This window comes from Nocardioides sp. (genome assembly GCF_044226305.1).
Lineage (GTDB): Bacteria > Actinomycetota > Actinomycetes > Propionibacteriales > Nocardioidaceae > Nocardioides.
Map to the genome: position 1 here is coordinate 75064 of NZ_JBGAHF010000017.1, position 21064 is coordinate 96127.

The window sequence follows — 21064 nt, forward strand, 5'->3', positions numbered from 1 at the left end:
GCTCGACCCGCCGGCGCTGCGCCGGCGGGTCGAGACCATTTCGGGGCCGGCTCCGGCGGTGTCAGCGAGCCGCAATGAGCTCGGCGTAGACCTCCTCGACGCGGCGGCGGAGCTCCTCGCGGGTGCCGGTGTTGACGATCAGGTGGGTCGCGATCGCCCGGCGCTGCTCGGGGGTGGCCTGGGCCGCGATCCGCGACTCCGCCTCGGCCCGGGTCCAGCCGCGGTCGCGCAGCATCCGCTCGACCTGCACCTCGGCAGGAGTCTCGACCACGATCACCGCGTCGAAGGTGTCCGCCCGGCCGGACTCGGCCAGCAGCGGGATGTCGTGCACGACGAGGCCGTCGCGCGGTGCGGCCGCCTCGAGCTCGGCGTACCTCTCGAAGACCAGCGGGTGCACGATCCCCTCGAGGACCTTGCGCTGCGCCTCGTCGTTGAAGACGATCGCGCCGACCTTCGCGCGGTCCAGGTGGCCGTCCTCGGTGAGGACCTCGGGCCCGAACGCCTCGACGACCTGCGCCAGGCCCGGCGTCCCCTTCTCCACGACCTCGCGCGCGAGCTGGTCGCCGTCGATGATCGTCGCGCCCAGCTCGGCCAGGATCGCCGACACCGTGCTCTTCCCCGAGGCGATGCCCCCGGTGAGTCCCACTCGCATGTGCCTCATCCTGCCGGACCGCCCCGCCGCGCCTCCCGCCCGGACCACCCCGCGCCACGTAGCGTCGAGCGGGTGAGCCGACGATGAGCAAGATGGACAACCTCCGCGCCATGCGGGAGGCGCGCTATGAGGCCGCCCGGACCGCCGCGAAGCCCAGCGCGACCAGGCCGGCCCCACCCGTGGCCCCACCGGTCGCGCCGGTCGCGCCGGTCGCGCCGCGCGAGGACGCGCCGGTCGTCGCGCCCGCGCCGGACGCGTCCGCCGACACCGAGGCGCTCTGCGGCCACCGGTCGATGAACGGCCGCACCTGCACCCGCGAGGCCGGGCACGCGGCGAAGAGCCACCGCTACTCCTGACGGACCGTCCCCGTCGGGGACGGACGCCTCCACTTTCTCGGGTCGGGCTCTGGCCTCGCTTGACGTCGTGTGGTAGGCTCGGCGCAAGCGTTTAGTCCCGACGCCGACCACCTGGGCACCACCGGTCGGCGAGGGAGGCGCCAGTCGCGAGGGTGACGTGATAGTCCGGCCACCGGACCTCCAGGAGCGACGAGCCCGACACCGTGCCGCCACGGTCGGGCCGTCATGGATCCGCTCGGGAGGAGGCCCGATGAGTGACCTGGTGACGCACCCGGTGCTCGCCGCGGCGAGCACGATCGACCGGGCCCTGACGTCCGTCGCGGACGTGAACCCGACCTTCATGTGCTCCGACGACAAGGCCGCCGCGCTCCTCGAGCTGGTCCGCATCGAGAGCCGCCTCGCCGCGCTCCGGATGCGGATCCTCGCCGACGCCGACGACCTCGCCGAGCAGACCGCCAGCCGCGACGCCGGCGAGTGGCTCGCCACCCACGCGCGCACCCGCCACGAGGACGCCCGGGCCGAGCTCGCCCTGGCCCGCGCCCTGGACCGGCGCCGGCCCGCCACGGCCCGTGCCCTGCGCGACGGCGCCGTCACCCTCGCCCAGGCCCAGGTCATCGCGCGCGCCCTCGACCAGCTCCCCGACGAGGTCGGCACCGACGTCCTCGCCCACGCCGAGGAGTGCCTGATCGGGCACGCCGCCCAGTTCGGACCGCGACCGCTCGCCCGGCTCGCCGGCCGGATCCTCGATGTCGTCGCGCCCGAGATCGCCGAGGCCGCGGAGGCCAAGCGACTCACCGCACTCGAGGACGAGGCCCGGCACGCCACCCGCGTGACCGCGCGTCGCATCGGCCGCGGCCGCACCCGGATGACCATCGTCGTCCCGGACGCGATGGCCGACCGGGCACTCACCTACCTCGAGGCGTTCACCAACCCCCGCAAGGCCCAGGACCGCTGCGGCCACGGACTCGCCGCCGACGCCGTCACCCGGCTCGGCGCCTACCCGCGGCGCCTCGGCGCGGCGTTCTGCCAGCTCCTCGAGGCCGTCGACCCGTCCCGGCTGCCGGTCCACGGCGGCGACGCCACCACCGTCCTCGTGACGCTCTCGCTCGACGACCTGCGTGCCGAGCTCGCCACCGCCGAGCTGATCGGGGGCAGCCACGTGCCCGGCGACGACGAGCCCACCAGGATCACCGCCGCCGAGGCCCGGCGCCTCGCCTGCACCGCCGGCATCATCCCCGTTGTCCTCGGCGGCGACTCCGAGATCCTCGACCTCGGCCGCCTCCAGCGTCTGTTCACCGCCGCCCAGCGCAAGGCCCTCATTCTGCGCGACCGCCGGTGCCGGGCCGAGGGCTGCCAGGTCGCCGGCACCTGGTGCGAGGCCCACCACTGGCACCCCTGGTCCACCGGCGGTCGGACCGACCTCGTCGACGGCGTCCTGCTCTGCCATCACCACCACCAGCGCGTCCACGACGCACGCTTCACCGCCGAACGGCTCCCCGACGGCGACGTCCGGTTCCACCGGCGTACCTGAGCTTCCGGGAACCGCCCCCGTTCCGGGGCCGTGACTAGCCCGTCGCCCGGTCCGCCTCGACCAGCAACCGCAGGATCCGGTCGAGCTCCGATCGGTCGGCCGGGTCCAACCCGGCGAGGCGCTGCTCGGTGACGGCGCGCCGTGCCTGCGCCAGCTCCGCGTCGAGCCGGAGGCCCTCGGCCGTGGGGACGATGGTCGTCGCGCGCCGGTCCGACGGGTCCGGCACCCGCTCCACCAGCGAGCGCGCCTCGAGCGCGTCGACCACCTCGGTGGCCGACCGGGGCGCGATCCGCAGGTGCTCGGCGATCACCGACGGTCGCGCCGACCCCAGCTCCCCCACGATCCGCAGCGCCCGCGCCTGGCCGGGGGTGATGTCCCAGTCCGCCATCGCCTCGCCGAAGGCCCGCCGCATCGAGCGCGCGGCCGCCATCAGCAGGTCGACGGTCGACTCCTCGGCGTCACGGGGGCGGTGCACGGGGAACATCCTAGCGAATGCTGTTGTTTCCTCATCATGAGGTAACCTCAGCAATCTTCCGGACACCTGAGAGGTGACAATGGCGAACCCCCCGACCAGCGGCCGTCGCGGCCGCGACCCCCTGACCCGGGACCCTGCGTCCCGCCGCGCCGAAGCCGCCCAGCTCGCGGACGCGCCCGTCTCGCTGCGCCGGATCGGCCGGCTCTTCGCGCCCCACCGCGCGCGGCTCGCGCTGGTGGTCGGCCTGATCGTGCTCAGCTCGGTGATCGGGCTGGCCCAGCCCTTCCTGGTCAAGCGCATCATCGACGTCGCCCTCCCCCAGCAGGACGTCTCGGTCCTGTTCGTCTGCGTGGCGCTCATGGTCGGCATCGCGATGGCGTCCGCCGCGATCGGCGTCGTGCAGACCTGGCAGTCGACGACCGTCGGTCAGCGGGTCATGCACCGCCTGCGCTCGGACCTGTTCGGCCACCTGCAGCGCCAGTCGATCGGCTTCTTCACCCGCACCCGCGGCGGCGAGATCCAGTCCCGCGTGGTCAACGACATCGGCAGCATGCAGTCGGTCGTCACCTCGACGGCGACCTCGATCGCCGCGAACCTCACCACGGTCGTCGGCACCCTCGTCGCGATGCTGCTGCTGAGCTGGCAGCTCGCGCTGGTGACGCTCGTGGTCCTGCCGCCCGCGGTCGTGCTCACCCGCCAGGTCGCCCGGATGCGGTACGCCGTCACCTCGGCCCGGCAGGCCAAGCTCGCCGACCTCCACGTCCAGGTCGAGGAGGGCCTCTCCGTCAGCGGCGTCCAGCTCACCAAGACCCTCGGTGCCGGCCCCGCGCTAGCCCGGCGCTTCGAGCAGACCTCGGCCCAGCTCGTCGACCTCGAGATCCGCTCCCAGCTCGCCGGCCGCTGGCGGATGGCGACCATGACGGTCGTCTTCGCCGCCGTCCCGGCCGCCCTCTACCTCGCCGCCGGGCTCCCCGCCACCTCGGGCGGCATGACGATCGGCACCCTGGTCGCCTTCGTGGCGCTGCAGGGTGCGCTGTTCCGGCCGCTGATGGGGCTGCTCAACGTGCAGGCCGACGTGACCGCGTCGCTCGCGCTCTTCAGCCGGCTCTTCGAGTACCAGGACCTGCCGGTCGAGGTCGACGACCCCGCCGCCCCGACCACCATCGACCGGGTCCGCGGCGAGGTGCGGATCGACCACGTCGACTTCGCGTACGGCGACAGCCCGGTCCTCCACGACATCGACCTGCTGGTGCCCGCCGGCGGCTCGCTCGCCCTGGTCGGCGAGACCGGCAGCGGCAAGTCGACGCTGGCCTCCCTGGTCGCCCGCCTCCACGACCCGACGTCCGGGGCGGTCCGCATCGACGGCGTCGACGTCCGCGACCTCACCCTGGTCGACCTCGCCGGCATCGTCGGCGTGGTCACCCAGGAGACCTACCTGCTGCACGCGACCGTGCGTGACAACCTGCGGCACGCCAAGCCCGACGCCACCGACGCCGAGCTCGAGGCGGCCTGCCGGGCGGCCCGCATCCACGACGTACTGGCCGGGCTGCCGGAGGGCTACGACACGATGGTCGGCTCGCGCGGCCACCGGTTCTCCGGGGGCGAGAAGCAGCGGCTGGCGATCGCCCGCACCCTGCTGCGCGACCCGCGGATCCTGGTACTGGACGAGGCGACCAGCGCGCTGGACAACGAGACCGAGCGCGCCGTCCAGGACGCGCTCGACGACCTCGCGGTCGGTCGCACCACGATCACGATCGCGCACCGGCTCTCGACGGTCCGCAACGCCGACCAGATCGCCGTGCTCGCCCAGGGCCGCGTCGCCGAGCTCGGCACCCACGAGGAGCTGCTGCTCCGCGGTGGGCGCTACGCCGACCTGGTGCGCAGCGGGCTGACCGAGGCCGTCGCGGCCTAGGCCGAGAGCGCGACCTCGCCGGTCGCGCGGCAGACCTCGTCCCACGGCGTCGCCGTCAGGCCGAAGGCCTCGGTGATCGCGCTGGAGTCCAGCACGTAGTCGCGCTGGAACTGGTACGCCGTCTCGCGCATCTCCCGCAGGAACGGCACCACGATGCCGCCGACGCTGAGCATCGCGCCGGGCCAGGACCGCACCGTCACGGGCGCGCGGTCGACGGCTCGGCACACGTCGGCCAGCGTGTCGGCCTGGCTCCGGGCGGGGTTGGTGGGCGCGTGCCACACCCGGCCCCATGCGGTGGGCTCGGTCGCCACCGTCACCAGCGCGGTCGCCATGTCGCGCACGTCGGTCATCGAGTGCAGGGCCGACGGGTCGCCGAACACGCGGGCCGTCTTGCCGGCGACCGCGCGCTTCGCGGCGATCGGGATGTGCGCCTCGGTGACGCCCGGTCCCATGTAGTCCGAGCCGCGGACCTCGACCGCGCGCAGCAGTCCCTCGCGGTGCCGGCGCTCGAGGTCGGCCCACATGTGCGCGCGCAGGGCACCCTTCACCCCGATGGCCGCGTCGGGCAGGTCCTCGGTCATCGGGACGTCGACCGGCCCGTAGGGGTAGAGGTTGCCGGTCACGGCGAGCACCGCGCCGGTCCGCTCGGCGGTGGTCGCCAGGGCCTCCGCGATCGGCGGCCAGTAGATCGGCCAGATGTGGTAGCTGGGCGGGTTCACGCAGTTGTAGACGGCCTCGGCCCCGTCGACCAGCTTGGTCAGGACGTCCGCGTCGGCGGCATCGGCCGCCGCCCGGCGTACTCCGGCGATCTCGGGACCGGTGCCCGAGCGGCTGGCGAGGACGACCTCGTGGCCGCGGCGGACGAGCTCGGCAGCGGTGGCGCGGCCGACCGGGCCGGCTCCGACGACGACGTGGTGGGACATGGCTTCTCCTGAGGTCTGAAAGCGAGAGCACTGCTCTCTGTTGTCACCACCATGGCACGACGTCGACGAGAAAGCAAGAGCACTGCTCTCATCTGTTGCCATTGCTCTCGGAACGCGGGAGGATGCGGTCCGTGTCCGCACCTCGCACCGCCCGCGCCATCGCCCGCGCCGAGCTGACCCGGGCCATCCTCGAGCTGGCCGGCCAGCAGCTGGCCGAGGTCGGCCCCGCCGCCCTGTCGGTCCGGCGGATCGCCCGCGAGCTCGAGATGGCCTCGTCGGCCGTGTACCGCTACTTCCCCAGCCGCGACGCCCTGCTCACCGCCCTCATCGTCGAGGGGTACGACGACCTCGGCTCGCACGCGGAGGCCGCCGACGCCGCGGTCACCTCACGGAACCGCCACGACCTGCGCTGGCAGGCGGTCTCGCACGCGGTGCGCGACTGGGCGCGAAGCCAGCCGCACCGCTACGCCCTCCTCTACGGCAGCCCGGTCCCCGGCTACGCCGCCCCCCAGGACACCGTCACCCCGGCCACCCGCATCACCGCCCTGCTCCTGTCGATCGTCCGCGACGCCGAGCAGGCCGGCGTGCGCCCGGTCGGCACGATCCCCGTCTCCCCCGCCGAGGCCGCCTCCGTCCACCCGGTCGCCACGATGCTCGACCCCGGCGTCAGCGACGAGATGACCGTCCGCGCCCTCACCGCCTGGGCCACCCTCTTCGGCCACATCTCCCTCGAGCTCTTCGGCCACATGCACCGAGGAGTGCTCGACTACGACGTGCACTTCACCCAGGTCGTCGACCAGGTCGCGGCTGACCTCGGGATTGCCTGACGTTGCGCTGCCCCCGATGCGCTGCGCACCCGGTTGAGCAGCGTCGAACCGCCCAGAATGACGCTGGGGTGCGCGCAGTAACAGGACTGGCTTACGGCTACCCGAGGAGCGACCGTGAACGTCGGCATCTGCACCCGCATCAGCACAACCCGGCCAGGTGGAAGGCGAGTCCCTGCCTGAGCAGGAGCGGCACGCGCGAGCCTTGGGCCGAGACGCACGGCCACGACGTGGTTGCGGTCGACAGCGACGTAGTCGCAGTCGACGGCGACGCGGGCCGCTTCGGAGCGCTCCCGGTCACCGAGCGCCCTGGGTTGGCCGACGCCTTAGAGCCCTAGAGACGGGCGCTCCCGACGCCCCCATGATGCTCGACCTGGACCGGCTGGCCTGTGAGGCCGCGCCACCGACGCCGCGGACTACCAGGTGTTCACGGATCTGCTAGACGCCGTGCTCGCGATGCCGACCGGCTACTGAGCTCGCCGACGATCGCTCGGCAAACCCTCTGGGAGTTTCTGGAAACGCACGCAATGCTCCCTGCATTGCTCCTCAGCAGCATCGTACGAAGGCCCGCGATGTACACAGGCTTACCGCGCGACACGCCGCGCCGAACATCTTCACCCCGCCTGCCGGTCTCATGGCGTGGTACGCTCCTCACACCTGGTCGAGAGGCGGCAGCAAATGGCGTTCGAGGTTTTCAAGAAGGGCAGTGCTCCCGTGAGCACCGTGCCTTCAGTGACGATTCAGAAGCGCGGTCTGTTGTCATTGAACAAGACGGCGGCACAGATGCTCGCTGTTGACGGCGGCGACGAAGTTCCCGAGGGCGTCGAACTGCTGTGGGACGCCGACCGCCGCGTCATCGGAATCCGCTCAGCTCCCCTCACGAACCCGAACGCCTACCCGCTGCGCCCGCAGGGACAGAAGGCTTCCGGACCGTTCCTCATCGCAGGAACACTGTTCACCAAGTACATCGGCATCGACACCTCGGAAGCTCGGAGGTGGGTGCCGAAGCTCGAGAACGACATCTTGATCGTCGACTTGAACGCAGAGTCGGGGATGGTCGCTGGACCCGGTCGTCGCTCCCGCGCGGAACTCGAAGGCGAGACTCGCGACGGCGCAGCTGATGACGGCGAGACAGACGACGACAAATAGAGACTTCCCCTGCCCCGCTTTCGTACAGCGGGGCCAGGGGAAGAGGGTGGCGATTACCGAGGCCAGGTAAGTCCTCTGGTCGCCATGGTTGCGGAACCTAGGGGGCCAGTGTATCCACACTGGCCCCCTACCTCTGTCTCGGCGCGCTGCCGACTGCCGACGCGCGTTTGGGTCTGCTGCACGGATCGGTGACATCTGATCTGCGTCGGTATGCGTCGACGCTAGAAGGATGTGCACTGTGCCCAAGCCATTCCCCAAGGAGTTCCGCGAGGACGTGATTCGGGTCTATCGCGATTCGGATGCCTCGATGGCTCAGGTAGCGAAGGACTTCGGCATCTCGGCGTCGTGTCTGAAGCGATGGCTCACGATCGATGACCGGAGGTCGGCGTCGCCCTCAGCGGCTGGCCGGGCCGCCAACGAGTCCGACGCGCTGCGTGAGGCCAACAAGCGGATCAAGCTGCTCGAGCAAGAGAACGAGGTCCTACGCCGGGCGGCCGCGTATCTGTCGCAGGCGCACCTGCCGGGAAAATGATGTACCCGCTCGTCCGCGAGCTTGCCTGTGACGGGATCCCCGTGACGGTGACGTGCCGGGTCCTCAACATCGCCCGCCAGCCCTACTACCGCTGGCTCGCATCACCGGTCACCGACGCTGAACTCACCGCGGCCTACCGCGCGAACGCCCTGTTCGATGCCCACCGCGAGGATCCGGAGTTCGGCTACCGGTTCCTGCTCGACGAAGCCCGCGACGGTGGTGAGTCGATGGCCGAGCGGACCGCGTGGAAGATCTGTTCCGACCAGGGCTGGTGGTCGGCGTTCGGGAAGAAGCGCGGCCGCAACGGCAAGCGTCCTGGGCCACCGGTGCACGACGACCTGGTGCGTCGGGACTTCACCGCCACGGCGCCGAACAACCTGTGGCTGGCCGACATCACCGAGCACTGGACCCGCGAGGGCAAGCTCTACATCTGCGCGATCAAGGACGTCTACTCCAACCGGATCGTGGGCTACTCCATCGACTCACGGATGAAGTCACGGATCGCGGTCTCTGCGCTCGACAACGCCGTCGCCCGCCGCGCGGGCGAGGGCGCCGATGTGGCCGGCTGCGTGCTCCACACCGACCGCGGGTCGCAGTTCAGATCCAGAAAGCTCGTCCACCAGCTCAACCGGCATCGGATGGCCGGCTCCATGGGCCGGGTCGGCGCGGCCGGTGACAACGCCGCCATGGAGAGCTTCTTCTCACTGCTGCAGAAGAACGTCCTCAACCGACGCGTCTGGAACACCCGCGAGGAACTGCGGATCGCGATCGTGACCTGGATCGAGAAGACCTACCACCGCCGCCGTCGACAGGCCGCTCTTGGCCGGTTGACCCCGGTCGAATACGAACTGATCATGGCCCCAGCCGTCATCCAGGCGGCCTAACCGAACCTGTCACCAGTTCGTGCAGCAGCCCCATCGCTTTCGTCCTCAACTTCGTGGTCGGCGTTCGAATCAGCCGTCCAGGCCCGGGATCGAGCGATGGATGGCGATCTGGGTTCACTCAGAGCGCTTCTGACCGATGGCGTCGCGGCAATCGAGTCGTTCATCAGAGAGCGAGCCGAGGAGTGGAATTACGCTGGCAACACCCCGAGACTTGAAGACTCAGCGGAAGCTCGCGTCCCGTTTGATGACAAGGTCAAGCAGTGGATTCCCGCTATGACCGGGAAACGTCTCGACCTTGGAGGTCAGGTGTGGCGGGACTTTCGCGAGTTCAGAGAACTGCGGGACGACGTAGTGGTGCACGCGAAGTCCTCGGCGTCCGCATGGTCATTGGCTGATCAGGCACGGACCGTAAACCTGTTCCGCTCGGTCGCCGAGCTCATGCTCGAGGCCTACAAGCTCTTCGGTCTACGCGTGCCCTCGGTGATCATCCGAGCCGCGTACGTTACTGATGCGATCCCAGCGAAAGACGGGATGCCGCAGTAGCTGGCTCGCGCAGTCCTCATCGATCCACACCGGACCGCTGCGTGATCGACCGCACAGCGACCGCCCCATTCCGCCGCGGGAGGGCGCGGCTGGCAGCGTGCTGGAGAGACTCGGGAACGAGTCTCGAGCACTCCCGCTGTCGGCTAATCGCGAACGTCGCCGCACCGCTGGCAGTGCCAGCAGCTGATGGTGCTGACCGGCTCCCCGCCCCAGCGTTGGGCGAGACCTACGACGCGAACCTCCAGAGGTTCACCGCACGTGCACGTCCTCGACTCAGGGACCGTAGGCCACCACCGCCACCGCCTCATCTATCGATGGTGAGCCCATGAGCCACGAAGCGCCATAACCCGTTGGGAGGGTGCTGGAGTCAGACCAACAAGACTCGGACCCGTACCACTTCGCGGCCGCGTCTTAGCGCGCCGCGAACCGGACGCTACGGCGTCCAGCTGGACGCGGTCGGCAGCGGCCGCTGCCAGTTGCATAATGCGCCCCGCGCTCTTCAGCGACCAGTTGTCTGAAACGCTCAACCTGCACTGGGATCTGACCTAGCCTGCGCGCATGCGCCCACTCTCGGGAGTCCTCCTCGGTCCCGTCGTCTGCCTCGCCCTCATCGCGTCCGCAGGACTCGCCGACGCTGCTGATCGCGCTGGCAAGGCCAACCCGTGGGCGGCCTACTTCCCTGCGAAGGGCGTGACCTGCACCGAGCAGGTCGCCAAGGACGGCGTGGTCAAGGGCATTATGCGGACCACGGTCAAGAAGAAGTCGGCGCGCGAGGTGGTGACCTACACGCCGGGTGCCGGGCGCAGCACCTACCAGCTCCTGTCTGGGGGACGCCTGCACAAGGCGAAGTCGGCGACGGATACTGACGGCGGTTACCGCACGCACATCTCTGCCGCCATGACCTTGCCGTCCCCAGGAGCGCTCGCCCACCACAAGGCCGGACGACAGTCCATCACCATGACGATGACCGTGCCGCGTCGCTCCGCCCACCTCCTCCTCCAGCACGGCCGGACGTTCCGGATGGTTGCGCTGTACCGAGCGGGAGGGCTCGGCGCACAGCGGATGCAGCTCGCCGACGCGGACCAGACCCAGGTACCCGCCGTCGGTTACCGGGTGGCCCTGCGATCGCTGACGATCAGCAACTTCAAGCCGGCCTACCGCAACCGGTTCAAGCGACAGATCCGTCCGGTGTTCACCGAGCTGCAGTACACCAGCTGGATGGCTGAGCGCCTCGGTGAGGTGCTGTTCTTCCACCGGAACTCGCGCGGGACACGGTGGACTGCGACCAGTACCGGTTGCGTCCGACGCACCCACGATGCCCGCACGACCTCGGCACCGGCCGCTGGCCTGCCGGCGGGCCTCTTGCCCGCCCAGCACATCGACGCCTCGCGGGCGGCACGGGTGTTCGCGACGGCAGTCCGCCGCTAGAACGGCGCCGTCAGCGCGACCACACCGGCGCGACGTTCTTCCGGTAACCGCGCCCGAAGACGCCGGTCATGATCGTCAGGACCGGGCCGGGGACGGTGCCCTTGACCGCGGCGGTCTCGGCGGGCGAGGCGCCGTCGAGCAGCCAGGCGAAGAAGCGGCCGCCGCGGGAGGGGCTGACCTTGGCGAACTTCTTGCCCATCTCGACGATGGCGGGGTCGTCGACGTTGTCGAGGTAGACCTGCTCGAGCTCGGCTTCCTCGTGATCGAGGTGGGTGACCGTGACGGTGCGCAACTGCTCGAAGGCGGCCCGTGCCTGGTCGACCTGCTCGCGGCCGGGGTTGCTGACGAGGTCGGCCATGGCCGTGCGCGTGACGGCGAGCGCGTGGGCCATCGTGTCGTGCTCGGCGTCCATGGTGGCCAGCAGCTCGGGGGTCACGCCGATCTTCTGCAGCGCGGGCCACGCGGTCTCGTGCTCACCCTCGTGGTGGTAGGTGAGCTGGTCGTCGAAGTTCGCCCACGCCCGGTCGAGCTCCTGCGCCCGGCGCTGGTCGCCGACGGGGAACGAGTCCAGCGCGGCGATGAAGCGATCCAGGTCCCGGCGGAACGCGCCGTGGATGACCTTGTTCATGCTCATGTCGGTGTGGGCCATGGCTCCGACCCTAGGACGGGCGCGGCCCCGGAGGACAGCGAAATGTCAGCAGCCGTGGTTGGCCTGGGCGCAGGTGTCCAGCCCCCAGCGCAGCGTGTAGTGCCGCTCGACGCCGGAGTAGCGCACCGTCACCTCGATCGGGGGGTCGTCGAGCTCGTTGCCCTGCGCGGCGTACCGGTGAACGACCCGCCACCAGGTGCGGCCGTCGCCCTGGACGGTGTCGGCCTGCACGGTGGTGCCGTCCGGGAAGGTGTAGGTGACGTCGAACGACCCGGCGCCCTGCGGGACGACGCCGCCGGCGACCCGGACGCCGTTGCTCGAGCTGACGCGGTAGGTCACGACGCCCTCGGACGGCGACAGCGGCAGCGGCTGCTGCACGGTCGTCACCCCGTCCCGGACGTCGCAGAGGACGAACCGGTCGCCGGCGACCAGCATGCTGGTCCCGTCGCGGAAGGAGGCGCCGAGCTCGGCGTCGGGCAGGACGTTGACGGCCTCCTGCGGGCAGTCGCCACTGCCCGCCTGGACGGCCCCCGTGGGGGTCGGCGCCGGTGTCGTCGTGCTCGCGGTCGAGGTGGGCGTCGGGTCCCAGGACATCGACCACGATGGACCGGTCGAGGGCGAGGCGCTCACCGTGACGGCGGGCGTCGAGCTCGCACCGGCCGCCGGGCCGGCGCCCTCCCCCGTGGTCCGCCCGGCCTGCACCGCCCAGGCGGCGAGCCCGATGACGAGCACGACCGCGGCCGCGACAGCGGCAGGGATGATCCAGGACCGGGACGGCGGGCGCTGGGCGGCCTCGAGCAGCTCGGCGCGGATCCGGGCGCGGGCCTGGTCGGGCAGCGGCTCGTCGGGCGGTGGGGTGGGCTCGGTCATCGTTCGTCCTCGCGGGGATCGGTCGTCAGGTCGGTGAGCCGGGCCCGGGCCCGGGAGAGGCGGGACCGCACGGTCCCGACGGGGACGTCGAGCGCGGCGGCCGCCTGCTCGTAGGTCAGCCCGGACCACGCGACCAACCCGAGCACCTCGCGCTCGTGGGGCGGCAGGGCCTCGATCGCCGCCAGTACGGCGGCCATCTGCTCGGTCGAGCCGAGCCGGTCGGCCACGCGGTCGGCGTGGTCGGGCACCGGCTCCGGGCGCGGGAGCGCGGCCAGGGCGCGCAGGCGCCGGCGCCGGGAGCGGGTCAGGTTGCGGCACACGTTGGTCGCGACGCCGTACAGCCACGGCAGGGCGCTGCCGTCGTGCAGCCGGACCCGGCGCCGGTGCCGCCAGACCTCGAGGAACACCGTCGAGACCGCGTCCTCGGCCTCGCCCCAGTCCCCCGTCGCCCGGAAGCAGTGGTTGTAGATGCGGTCGCCGTGCCGGTCGAAGAGCGTCGCCAGCGCCTCGGGGTCGCCCGCGCGAAGCCCGTCGACGAGCGCCTCCTCGGTGGCCACCGCTCCTCCTCGCTGCACATCCGGACATGTCCGCTGCGGGCCGGGGGTTCCCGACTACCGTGTGCCCCGTGCGAGACGGGCTACACGAGGGCGACCGGGTGGCGCTGCTCGTCCCCGGGTCGCTGACCTACCTGGCCGCCGTCGGGTCGCTGCTGGCCCGCGGCGTGGTGCCGATCCCGCTCGACCCTCGGCTGACGGCGTACGAGCGCGAGCGGATCCTCGGCACCCTCTCCCCCGGCCTCGTGGTCGAGGACGAGGACGACCTGGCCGCGCTGGCCGGCGAGCTCGACCTGCCGCGGGCCCGGCCGATGCACGTCACCAGCGGCACGACGGGGACGCCCAAGGGCGTGTGGAGCGGCGTGCTCGGCGCCGAGGACGCCGGCGCGCTGGTCGCGGAGGAGCGCGAGCTGTGGGGATTCCGCGCCGACGACGTCAACCTGGTCCTGAGCCCGCTCTACCACTCGGCGCCGCTGCGGTTCGCGAGCGGGACGGCGCTCGCCGGCGGGCGCGTGGTGATCCCCGGGCCGTTCGACGCCGCCACCGTGACCGCCGCGATCGAGGCCGAGCGCCCGACCTCGATGTTCTGCGTCCCGGCGCACCTGCAGCGGCTCTTCGCCCACTGGGACGAGCACGGCCGCCCCGACCTCTCCAGCTTCCGGCTGGTCGCCCACGCCGGCGCGCCGTGCCCGCCGGCGATCAAGCGCCGGCTGATCGAGGCGTTCCCGGCCGGGTCGACCTGGGAGTTCTACGGTGCCACCGAGGGCCAGTTCACCGCGTGCCGGAGCGAGGAGTGGCTCGAGCGCCCCGGCACCGTCGGCCGCGCCCGGCCCGGCCGCCGGCTCTCGGTCGACCCGGACGGCACGATCTGGTGCGCGGTGCCGCCGTACGCCCGGTTCGAGTACTTCGGCGACCCGGTGAAGACGGCGGCGGCCTGGCGGACCGACGCGGACGGACGGAGCAGCTTCACGGTCCGCGACGTGGGCCGGCTCGACGACGACGGCTACCTCTACCTCGACGGCCGGCGTCACGACCTGATCATCAGTGGCGGCGTCAACGTCTACCCGCTCGAGGTCGAGAACGCGCTGCGCGACCACCCCGGGGTCGTCGACGTCGCCGTCTACGCGATGCCCGACGAGCGCTGGGGCCAGCGGGTCTGCGCGGCCGTCGTCGGGACCGCGACCGCGGCCGAGCTCGACGCCCTGGCACGCGAGCGGCTGGCACCGCCGAAGCGGCCCAAGGAGTACCACCACCTCGACGAGCTGCCGCGCACGCTCACCGGCAAGGTCCGCCGCGACCAGCTGGGCCAGACCTAGCCGGCGCTCGGCACCACCGTCTCGACGTCCGAGTAGACCTCCGAGACCGAGGTCCCCTTGGCCATCTGCACCCGGAACTCGTAGGTGTCACCGGGCACGAGCCCGGCCGCCGTCCAGGTGGTGCCGGCGATGCCCTGCGGCAGCCGCTGCCACTCCTCGCCGCGGGTGGCGTCGCGCTGCCAGACGTACGCCGTCCAGCCGCCCGGCGGCGGCTCCCAGCTGAGCTCCGCCGCCCCTGCCAGGGGTCGCGCCACGAGCTCAGCCGGGCGGGTCGGCACCGGCGGGACCGACGGCAGCGGGCGCGGGTAGGGCGTGCCGATCCCCAGGCCGGCGAGGGCGTCGGCGACGCCGGCGGCGATCTTCACCTCGCCGCTCGCGGACGGGTGGACCAGGTCGTAGGTGTCGACGTCCTCGACGAACACCTCGGGCGCGCGGGCGACCACGACCCGGGAGGTCACCGTGTCGAGCCGGGCGGCGAGGTCGTCGAGCTCGTCGTCGTACTCCGCGATCTCGGGGTACCAGCGTTGCGGCAGGCCGCCGAGCACGACGTCGACCTCCGGGTCGGCGGCGCGGGCCTCGGCGACGAACTGCTCGGCGTCGGCGAGCAGCTGGGAAGCCGTGGCACCGCTCCACAGCGCGTCGTTGACGCCGAGCAGCTCGACCACGACGTCGGGGTGGTAGGCGCTGACCAGGCTCCCCACCGGCCAGTCGTGCGAGATGAACGCCTTCCCCCACCGGCCGGCGTGGTCGCGGTCGAAGTCCGGGTCGGCGTAGTCGAGGTTGGGCGCGCTCGGCGGCGGACCGGCCACGTCCTGGTCGGGACCGACCAGGTCGACGTCGGCGCCGGCGTCGCGCAGGTGCTCCCAGAGGCGGTAGCGCCACGTCCAGTCGCCGGAGGACCCCTGGGTCACGGAGTCGCCGACCAGGACCACGCGGGTCGGTCCCGACTCCTCCGGGTTCAGGCGGTCGACCACGGCGACAGCGGAGACGGCCAGCGCGGCGACGACCAGCACCACACCAGCGCTGAGCGCGACGACTCCACGACGAGGTCCCGGCGAGCCCACGTCAGCCGGCGAAGCGGCGGCGGTACTGCTGCGGGCTCAGCCCGCGCACCCGCGCGAAGTGGTGGCGCAGGGTGGCGGCGTTCCCGAAGCCGACCTCGCCGGCGATCCAGTCGACGGAGTGGTCGGTGCGCTCGAGCAGCTCCTCGGCCGCCTGCACGCGCTGCCGGGTCACCCAGGAGTGCGGCGTGGTGCCGGTCTCCGCGCGGAACCGGCGGGCGAAGGTGCGCTCGGACATGTGGTTGCGCCGGGCGAGCGACGCGACGCTGAGGTCCTCGCCGAGGTTCTCGACGATCCACTGGAGCAGCGGCCCGAGCGTCTCGGCGTCGCAGTCGGGGACCGCGCGGGCGATGAACTGGGCCTGGCCGCCGTCGCGGTGCGGCGGCACCACGATCCGGCGGGCGGTCGCGGCGGCCACCGCGGCGCCGTACTGCTCGCGGAGCAGGTGCAGGGAGGCGTCGATGCCGGCCGCCGAGCCGGCTCCAGTGAGCACGGTGCCGTCGTGGCAGTAGAGGACGTCGGGGCAGACCTTCGCCTCGGGGTAGGTCGAGGCGAGCAGGTCGGTGTAGCGCCAGTGCGTCGTGCACTGACGACCGTCGAGGAGGCCGGCGGCGCCGAGCTCGAAGACGCCCGAGCAGTGGGCGTAGATGATCGCCCCACGCTCGTACGCCGCGCGCACGGCCTCGAGCACCGCGGGGTCGTGGTCCAGGAAGTCGTGCTTCGGGCTCAGGCAGACCAGGTCGGCCGCGGCCGTCGCCTCGAGCCCCCGCTCGACGTACAGGTCGTAGTCGGAGCGGCCGCGCACCCGCCCCGGCCGCGGGGTGCAGACCTGGAAGTCGAAGACCGGGTTGTCGTCCTCCGGGTGGTACGGCTCGCCCCAGACCTCGACGAGCGAGCCCAGCCCGAAGGGCTCGGCCCCGTCCTGCACGATCACGGCTACCTGCTGCACGCGCCCAGCCTGCCGCACGAGTGGCGGAAAATCAACGGAACGCGACTTTTCTGCCACTCGTGGCAGGATCACTTTGAGCGCAGGATTACTGCCATGACCTTCACACTCCTCATCATCGCCATCGCCGCCGCCGTCGTCTTCACCATCGCCGTCACCGCGCTGGTCGACCTGATCCGTCACGACGGAGCGGGCCGCACCCGGCCGCTGCCGCGCAGCCACCACGCCGACTCCTTCGACCCCTACGCCCAGCGCTTCGGCGGCTCCGCGGCCTGACCTCAGCCCCCGCTGCCGTGGTCCAGCGGCAGCAGGTCGGAGCCCTCGGCCTGCTTGATCCGCCGCTTGAGCCGGGCGAAGTTCGCGGCCTGCACGCGGGTCATCTGCGCGGGCTTGTAGGCCAGGTTGTGCCGCTCCAGCGGGTCCTTGAGGAGGTCGTACATCTCCCACTGGACCGGCTCCACCCCGGCGACGTCGTAGTACTTGGCCACCTTCCAGCGCCGCTCCCGGACCCCGACGATGTGGTTGGGCGGCCGGATGTACGGCCCGCTGGACTGACCGGCCTGCCAGTCGTCGTAGGTGAACAGGATGTCGTCCTGGACCGCGTCGGTGTCGGTCCCGAGGACCAGCCCGGAGTAGTCGACACCCTTCCAGTCGTCGCTCTTGACGTCGTCGGGCGCCGCCACGAGCGTGGCCAGGGTCGGCAGCAGGTCGATGTGCGAGACCAGCTGTCGCGACTTCCGCGCCTCGAGGAACAGCTCGGGGTTGGAGAAGACCAGCGGGATCCGGGTGCTCTCCTCGTAGAAGTTGAAGTTCTTCTGCTGCATCCGGTGCGCGAGGCCCATCTCGCCGTGGTCCGCGGTGCGGATGACCACGGTGTCGGCGAGCTGGTCGTTGTCCTCGAGCGTGTCGAGGATCTCGACGAGGTAGCCGTCGACGACCTTCATCAGGTTGCCGTAGAAGTTGACGTACTCGAGCTTCTGCTCGCGGGTGAGCGGCTTGCCGCCGAGCCCGTAGAGACGGGCGAACTGAGCCTGTGCGTCGGGCTTGGTCCGCAGGTCCTCGTCGAACGTCGCCGGCAGGCCGATGTCGCCCTCGAGGTCGGCCTGGGTATAGCCGGCCTGCTGCCACTTCGGCGGGTCCATGTTGCGCGGCCCCGGGTAGAAGAGCACGTCGTGCGGGTTGACCAGGCCGACCACCAGGCACCACGGCTTCTCGGCGCCGGCGCGCCGGTTGAGGAACTGGATGACCCCCTCCTCCCCCGCCTCGGGGTCACCCTCGTCGTGCATGTAGTGCCCGTCGTGGTCGACCGTGCCGCCGCCCGCCTCGGAGAGGTCCTGGTTGCCGCCGGAGTCCGGCGGGTCCCACCGGGTGAAGCCGTAGTCCCCGAGGTCGGAGGGCGCCCAGTCCTCACCGGCCGGCTTGGAGCAGTGCCACTTGCCCTTGTAGACCACCTCGTAGCCGGCGGCGCTCATCACCGTGGCGAGGTTCGTCAGGTCGGTGGACAGCTCGACCTGGGGATACTGGTCGGCCGGCATGTCCTCCTCGAGCGTGTACTTCACGCCGTGCTGCGCCGGGTAGAGGCCGGTGAACATGGTGGCGCGCGACGGGGAGCACATGCACGCGTTGGTGAACGCGTTCTCGAAGCTGACCCCGTGCTCCTTCAGCCGGGTCAGGCCCGGCAGGTTCTCCTCCTCCCAGCCCTGCGGGAAGTGCTGGGTGGCGCGCTGCTGGTCGTTGATGAAGATCAGGATGTTCTTGCCGGCCACGGCCGGCGCGACCGCGAAGCCCGGGTCGTTCAGGCCGCCGGCGAGAGCGACGGTCGGCGGTGTGGCCGCGGCGGCGGCGAGCAGCCCTCTGCGAGTGATCATCGAGGCTCCCTGGGTGGTGGTCCTCGCACCCTAGGGCGGGCGTCGCTGCCCGTCCGGCGAAAGCGAATGCCGACGGCCCGCCCGAGGATCTCGGGCGGGCCGTCGAGGTGACGAGGTCGATCAGCCGATCAGTTGCCACCGGTCAGCTTCTCGCGGAGCGCCTGGAGCGCCTCGTCGGAGGCCAGCGAGCCGCCGGTCGCCGTCTCGGCCTCGTCGGTGCCACCGCTGGAGTACGACGTCGCCTCGCCGGCCTCGACCTCGGCCTGCTTGGCCTCGGCCTGCTGCTTGACGTGCGCCTCCCAGCGAGCGTGCGCCTTGGCGTACTGGTCCTCCCAGCCGCGCGCGCGCTGCTCGTCGAAGCCCTCGGTACTCGCCGGTCTCCGGGTCGAAGCCCTCGGGGTAGACGTAGTTGCCCTGCTCGTCGTAGGTGGCCGTCATGCCGTACAGCGTCGGGTCGAAGTCCTCGACGTCCGCCGCGGTCGCGGTCTCGTTGGCCTGCTTGAGCGACAGCGAGATCCGGCGACGCTCGAGGTCGATGTCGATGATCTTGACCATGACGTCGTCGTTGACCCTGGACGACCTGCTCGGGGATCTCGACGTGACGCTCGGCGAACCGAGGAGATGCACCAGGCCCTCGATGCCCTCCTCGACGCGGACGGAGCAGGCCGAAGGGCACCAGCTTGAGTGACCTTGCCCGGCTTCTATCTGACCGATCCTGGTGGAGTCCGTGCGAAGTGCTGCCACGGGTCCTCCTGCGTCGCCTTCAGCGACAGGGAGACCCGCTCGCGGTCCATGTCGACGTCGAGGACCTCGACGGTGACCTCGTCGCCGACGGCGACGACCTCGAACAGGTGGTCGATGTGCTTCCAGGACAGCTCCGAGACGTGCACCAGGCCCGTCGACGCCGCCGGAGTCCACGAACGCACCGAAGTTGACGATCGAGGACACGACGCCCTGCGGATCTGGCCCTTCTGGGGCTGGGTCAGGAAGCCGTGGCGGACCTCGGACTGGGTCTGCTCGAGCCAGGCACGACGCGACAGCACGACGTTGTTGCGGTTCTTGTCGAGCTCGATGATCTTCGCCTCGAGCGTCTGGCCGACGTACGGCTGCAGGTCGCGGACGCGGCGCATCTCGACGAGGAGGCCGGCAGAAGCCGCGCAGGCCGATGTCCAGGATCAGGCGCCCTTGACGACCTCGATGACGGTGCCCTCGACGACGCCGTCCTCCTTGACCTGCTCGATGGTGCAGGCGCGCTCGTACTGGGCGCGCTGGACAGGATCAGGCGACCTTCCTTGTCCTCCTTCTGGAGGACCAGGGCCTCGACCTTGTCGCCGACCTCGACGACCTCGTTGGGGTCGACGTCGTGCTTGATCGACAGCTCGCGCGAGGGGATGACGCCCTCGGTCTTGTAGCCGATGTCGAGCAGGACCTCGTCCCGGTCGACCTTGACGATGGTGCCATCCACGATGTCACCGTCGTTGAAGTACTTGATCGTCGCGTCGATCGCGGCGAGGAAGTCCTCCTCCGACCCGATGTCGTTGACCGCGACCTGCGGTGCATCGGTGATGTCGGGGAGGGTCGAGATGCTGCTCGTCATAAGGAAGTTGTGTCCTTGGGATGGATGGGGTCGTGCGGGCACGTCGAAAGCCCTGTTTCACTACCGATGTGGGATAGCGAGCGAGGTTCCGCTCCGTCTGGGACCCAGGCAGACCTCCGGCGCACCCTCAAGCGTACGCGGCACGCGAGGGATCCGTCCAACCGGGCGGCGCCCGACCAGCGTAACCCCGGACCGCGTCCCCGGGTTGTCGGGACATGGATCTCCCGGCCGTCGTCAGCTATCCCGTCCGGGTCGCCGTCGCGACCACGCGCGCCTACCTCGGCACCTCGCTCGGCATCGCCTCCATCGACCGGCTCGCGGAGGCGATCAACGAGCTGATCGCGCCGGACCGCCCGCTGGGGCGGATGATCGCCCGCGACGGCGTGCTCGACCGGCTGATGACCGAGGACGGACCCCTCGAGCGGCTGCTCGCCGAGGACGGCGCGCTCGACCGGCTCGCCGCCTCCGAGGGCGTCCTCGACCGGCTGCTCGCGACCGGCGGTGCGCTCGACCGGCTCACGACCGAGGGCGGCCTGCTCGACCAGCTGCTGCGACCCGGCGGCCTCGCCGACCGGATGCTCAGCGACGACGGGTACGTCGAGAAGCTGGTCGCCGACGGCGGCACCCTCGACCAGCTGGTGGCGCTCGGCGAGACGCTCGAGTCGATCCAGCCGCGGCTGGCCCAGCTGGCCGAGATCATCCCGGCGCTGTCCACCTCTGCCGACGCGCTCGGCCAGGCGGTCGGCCCGCTCGGCGAGCTCGCCGGGCGGATCCCGCTCGCCCGCCGGCGCCAGGCCGTCGGCTGACCCCGTCCCCTAGGCTCGGGGCGTGGACGACCACCTCCCGCAGCAGGTCCGCGTCGAGCGGAGACCGGTCACGGAGGCGGAGTCGCGGCACGCCAACGGACCCGACTGGGACCGGTACGCCGACGAGTACCAGGCCACGCACGGCGAGTTCCTCGGTGACGCGGGCTTCGTCTGGGGGCCCGAGGGCC

General features: G+C 71.4%; 22 protein-coding genes and 2 pseudogenes. 11 read left to right on the top strand and 13 right to left on the bottom strand.

The window, feature by feature from the left end; translation table 11 throughout:
• Window positions 1-61 precede the first annotated feature (61 nt).
• Entirely contained in the window at window positions 62-661 is a 600-nt protein-coding gene (gene coaE, locus ACILQ5_RS16750) for a dephospho-CoA kinase (protein WP_395659162.1), read from the bottom strand.
• A gap of 74 nt (window positions 662-735) precedes the next feature.
• Between coaE and ACILQ5_RS16755 the strand changes: the two genes are divergently transcribed.
• Entirely contained in the window at window positions 736-1008 is a 273-nt protein-coding gene (locus ACILQ5_RS16755; RefSeq protein WP_395659163.1) for a hypothetical protein, read from the top strand.
• 250 nt (window positions 1009-1258) lie between these two features.
• Window positions 1259-2539, top strand: a complete 1281-nt coding sequence (locus ACILQ5_RS16760; RefSeq protein WP_395659164.1) for a DUF222 domain-containing protein — start codon at window positions 1259-1261, stop codon at window positions 2537-2539.
• A 34-nt stretch (window positions 2540-2573) separates the two neighbouring features.
• Here ACILQ5_RS16760 and ACILQ5_RS16765 read toward each other — a convergent pair whose 3' ends face one another.
• Window positions 2574-3014 carry a MarR family winged helix-turn-helix transcriptional regulator gene (locus ACILQ5_RS16765; RefSeq protein WP_395659165.1) on the bottom strand — a complete coding sequence of 147 codons (441 nt, stop codon included), beginning with the start codon at window positions 3012-3014 and terminating at the stop codon, window positions 2574-2576.
• Between the two features lie 79 nt (window positions 3015-3093).
• Between ACILQ5_RS16765 and ACILQ5_RS16770 the strand changes: the two genes are divergently transcribed.
• Window positions 3094-4926 carry an ABC transporter ATP-binding protein gene (locus ACILQ5_RS16770; protein WP_395659166.1) on the top strand — a complete coding sequence of 611 codons (1833 nt, stop codon included), beginning with the start codon at window positions 3094-3096 and terminating at the stop codon, window positions 4924-4926.
• Here the strand turns inward: ACILQ5_RS16770 and ACILQ5_RS16775 are convergent.
• On the bottom strand, window positions 4923-5849 hold the full coding sequence (locus ACILQ5_RS16775; RefSeq protein ID WP_395659167.1) for an NAD-dependent epimerase/dehydratase family protein: 927 nt from the start codon (window positions 5847-5849) through the stop codon (window positions 4923-4925). The two genes, ACILQ5_RS16770 and ACILQ5_RS16775, sit on opposite strands and share 4 nt — an antisense overlap.
• Window positions 5850-5971: 122 nt before the next feature.
• On the opposite strand from ACILQ5_RS16775, the gene ACILQ5_RS16780 reads away from it, so the two are divergent.
• The 5 genes from ACILQ5_RS16780 to ACILQ5_RS16800 all read left to right on the top strand — a co-directional run bounded on the left by ACILQ5_RS16780 (window position 5972) and on the right by ACILQ5_RS16800 (window position 11209).
• A complete protein-coding gene (locus ACILQ5_RS16780; RefSeq protein ID WP_395659168.1) occupies window positions 5972-6676 on the top strand; it encodes a TetR/AcrR family transcriptional regulator in 705 nt (234 codons plus the stop codon).
• Window positions 6677-7351: 675 nt separating this feature from the next.
• Window positions 7352-7822 (top strand): hypothetical protein, encoded by a 471-nt coding sequence (locus ACILQ5_RS16785; RefSeq protein WP_395659169.1) that lies wholly within the window; start codon window positions 7352-7354, stop codon window positions 7820-7822.
• A gap of 238 nt (window positions 7823-8060) precedes the next feature.
• Window positions 8061-9238, top strand: a protein-coding gene (locus tag ACILQ5_RS16790) for an IS3 family transposase (protein ID WP_395659134.1) whose coding sequence is annotated in 2 segments (ribosomal slippage) — window positions 8061-8345 and window positions 8348-9238 — 1176 coding nt in all. Because the reading frame shifts where the segments join, the coding sequence is not laid out codon by codon here.
• A 96-nt stretch (window positions 9239-9334) separates the two neighbouring features.
• Complete coding sequence (locus ACILQ5_RS16795) at window positions 9335-9781, top strand: hypothetical protein (RefSeq protein ID WP_395659170.1); 447 nt, start codon at window positions 9335-9337, stop codon at window positions 9779-9781.
• A gap of 558 nt (window positions 9782-10339) precedes the next feature.
• Window positions 10340-11209, top strand: a complete 870-nt coding sequence (locus ACILQ5_RS16800) for a hypothetical protein (RefSeq protein WP_395659171.1) — start codon at window positions 10340-10342, stop codon at window positions 11207-11209.
• A gap of 10 nt (window positions 11210-11219) precedes the next feature.
• Here ACILQ5_RS16800 and ACILQ5_RS16805 read toward each other — a convergent pair whose 3' ends face one another.
• The 3 genes from ACILQ5_RS16805 to ACILQ5_RS16815 are packed head-to-tail and all read right to left on the bottom strand — an operon-like array spanning window position 11220 to window position 13285.
• Window positions 11220-11858, bottom strand: a complete 639-nt coding sequence (locus tag ACILQ5_RS16805; RefSeq protein ID WP_395659172.1) for a hemerythrin domain-containing protein — start codon at window positions 11856-11858, stop codon at window positions 11220-11222.
• Window positions 11859-11903: 45 nt separating this feature from the next.
• Entirely contained in the window at window positions 11904-12728 is an 825-nt protein-coding gene (locus tag ACILQ5_RS16810; protein ID WP_395659173.1) for a hypothetical protein, read from the bottom strand.
• Window positions 12725-13285 carry an RNA polymerase sigma factor gene (locus ACILQ5_RS16815; RefSeq protein ID WP_395659174.1) on the bottom strand — a complete coding sequence of 187 codons (561 nt, stop codon included), beginning with the start codon at window positions 13283-13285 and terminating at the stop codon, window positions 12725-12727. Before ACILQ5_RS16815 ends, ACILQ5_RS16810 begins: the two co-directional genes overlap by 4 nt.
• A 68-nt stretch (window positions 13286-13353) precedes the next feature.
• Between ACILQ5_RS16815 and ACILQ5_RS16820 the strand changes: the two genes are divergently transcribed.
• The gene (locus ACILQ5_RS16820; RefSeq protein WP_395659175.1) at window positions 13354-14598 is read left to right on the top strand and encodes a class I adenylate-forming enzyme family protein; all 1245 of its coding nucleotides are present in this window, start codon (window positions 13354-13356) and stop codon (window positions 14596-14598) included.
• Here the strand turns inward: ACILQ5_RS16820 and ACILQ5_RS16825 are convergent.
• The gene (locus ACILQ5_RS16825; protein ID WP_395659176.1) at window positions 14595-15611 is read right to left on the bottom strand and encodes a GDSL-type esterase/lipase family protein; all 1017 of its coding nucleotides are present in this window, start codon (window positions 15609-15611) and stop codon (window positions 14595-14597) included. The two genes, ACILQ5_RS16820 and ACILQ5_RS16825, sit on opposite strands and share 4 nt — an antisense overlap.
• A 52-nt stretch (window positions 15612-15663) precedes the next feature.
• A complete protein-coding gene (locus tag ACILQ5_RS16830; protein WP_395659177.1) occupies window positions 15664-16608 on the bottom strand; it encodes a GlxA family transcriptional regulator in 945 nt (314 codons plus the stop codon).
• Window positions 16609-16701: 93 nt separating this feature from the next.
• Here ACILQ5_RS16830 and ACILQ5_RS16835 point away from each other — a divergent pair, with 93 nt between their 5' ends.
• The gene (locus ACILQ5_RS16835; RefSeq protein ID WP_395659178.1) at window positions 16702-16881 is read left to right on the top strand and encodes a hypothetical protein; all 180 of its coding nucleotides are present in this window, start codon (window positions 16702-16704) and stop codon (window positions 16879-16881) included.
• 2 nt (window positions 16882-16883) lie between these two features.
• On the opposite strand, the gene ACILQ5_RS16840 is transcribed toward ACILQ5_RS16835, so the two are convergent.
• From ACILQ5_RS16840 to ACILQ5_RS16860, 5 genes and pseudogenes are all read right to left on the bottom strand, one after another.
• Window positions 16884-18473 (bottom strand): sulfatase-like hydrolase/transferase, encoded by a 1590-nt coding sequence (locus tag ACILQ5_RS16840; protein ID WP_395659179.1) that lies wholly within the window; start codon window positions 18471-18473, stop codon window positions 16884-16886.
• Window positions 18474-18593: 120 nt separating this feature from the next.
• On the bottom strand, window positions 18594-19028 hold the full coding sequence (locus ACILQ5_RS16845; RefSeq protein WP_395659187.1) for a hypothetical protein: 435 nt from the start codon (window positions 19026-19028) through the stop codon (window positions 18594-18596).
• Window positions 19029-19031: 3 nt separating this feature from the next.
• A pseudogene (locus tag ACILQ5_RS16850) lies at window positions 19032-19217 on the bottom strand (hypothetical protein); the annotation flags it as partial.
• Window positions 19175-19603, bottom strand: coding sequence for a S1 RNA-binding domain-containing protein (locus ACILQ5_RS16855; protein ID WP_395659180.1), 429 nt, complete (start codon window positions 19601-19603; stop codon window positions 19175-19177). The gene ACILQ5_RS16855 and the pseudogene ACILQ5_RS16850, both read right to left, overlap by 43 nt.
• Before the next feature lie 200 nt (window positions 19604-19803).
• A pseudogene (locus ACILQ5_RS16860) lies at window positions 19804-20070 on the bottom strand (S1 RNA-binding domain-containing protein); the annotation flags it as partial.
• Window positions 20071-20285: 215 nt separating this feature from the next.
• Here ACILQ5_RS16860 and ACILQ5_RS16865 point away from each other — a divergent pair.
• On the top strand, window positions 20286-20876 hold the full coding sequence (locus tag ACILQ5_RS16865) for a hypothetical protein (RefSeq protein WP_395659181.1): 591 nt from the start codon (window positions 20286-20288) through the stop codon (window positions 20874-20876).
• The last annotated feature ends 188 nt before the right edge of the window (window positions 20877-21064 follow it).

Bases quoted from the DNA above. Each gene is read 5' to 3' on its own strand.
- ACILQ5_RS16770 (WP_395659166.1), top strand. From the start codon at position 3,094: ATGGCGAACCCCCCGACCAGCGGCCGTCGCGGCCGCGACCCCCTGACC.
- ACILQ5_RS16795 (WP_395659170.1), top strand. From the start codon at position 9,335: ATGGATGGCGATCTGGGTTCACTCAGAGCGCTTCTGACCGATGGCGTC.
- ACILQ5_RS16810 (WP_395659173.1), bottom strand. From the start codon at position 12,728: ATGACCGAGCCCACCCCACCGCCCGACGAGCCGCTGCCCGACCAGGCC.
- ACILQ5_RS16855 (WP_395659180.1), bottom strand. From the start codon at position 19,603: ATGCGCCGCGTCCGCGACCTGCAGCCGTACGTCGGCCAGACGCTCGAG.
- ACILQ5_RS16755 (WP_395659163.1), top strand. From the start codon at position 736: ATGAGCAAGATGGACAACCTCCGCGCCATGCGGGAGGCGCGCTATGAG.
- ACILQ5_RS16845 (WP_395659187.1), bottom strand. From the start codon at position 19,028: ATGGTCAAGATCATCGACATCGACCTCGAGCGTCGCCGGATCTCGCTG.
- ACILQ5_RS16760 (WP_395659164.1), top strand. From the start codon at position 1,259: ATGAGTGACCTGGTGACGCACCCGGTGCTCGCCGCGGCGAGCACGATC.
- ACILQ5_RS16865 (WP_395659181.1), top strand. From the start codon at position 20,286: ATGGATCTCCCGGCCGTCGTCAGCTATCCCGTCCGGGTCGCCGTCGCG.
- ACILQ5_RS16785 (WP_395659169.1), top strand. From the start codon at position 7,352: ATGGCGTTCGAGGTTTTCAAGAAGGGCAGTGCTCCCGTGAGCACCGTG.
- ACILQ5_RS16835 (WP_395659178.1), top strand. From the start codon at position 16,702: ATGACCTTCACACTCCTCATCATCGCCATCGCCGCCGCCGTCGTCTTC.
- ACILQ5_RS16800 (WP_395659171.1), top strand. From the start codon at position 10,340: ATGCGCCCACTCTCGGGAGTCCTCCTCGGTCCCGTCGTCTGCCTCGCC.
- ACILQ5_RS16780 (WP_395659168.1), top strand. From the start codon at position 5,972: ATGCGGTCCGTGTCCGCACCTCGCACCGCCCGCGCCATCGCCCGCGCC.
- ACILQ5_RS16775 (WP_395659167.1), bottom strand. From the start codon at position 5,849: ATGTCCCACCACGTCGTCGTCGGAGCCGGCCCGGTCGGCCGCGCCACC.
- ACILQ5_RS16805 (WP_395659172.1), bottom strand. From the start codon at position 11,858: ATGGCCCACACCGACATGAGCATGAACAAGGTCATCCACGGCGCGTTC.
- coaE (WP_395659162.1), bottom strand. From the start codon at position 661: ATGAGGCACATGCGAGTGGGACTCACCGGGGGCATCGCCTCGGGGAAG.
- ACILQ5_RS16840 (WP_395659179.1), bottom strand. From the start codon at position 18,473: ATGATCACTCGCAGAGGGCTGCTCGCCGCCGCCGCGGCCACACCGCCG.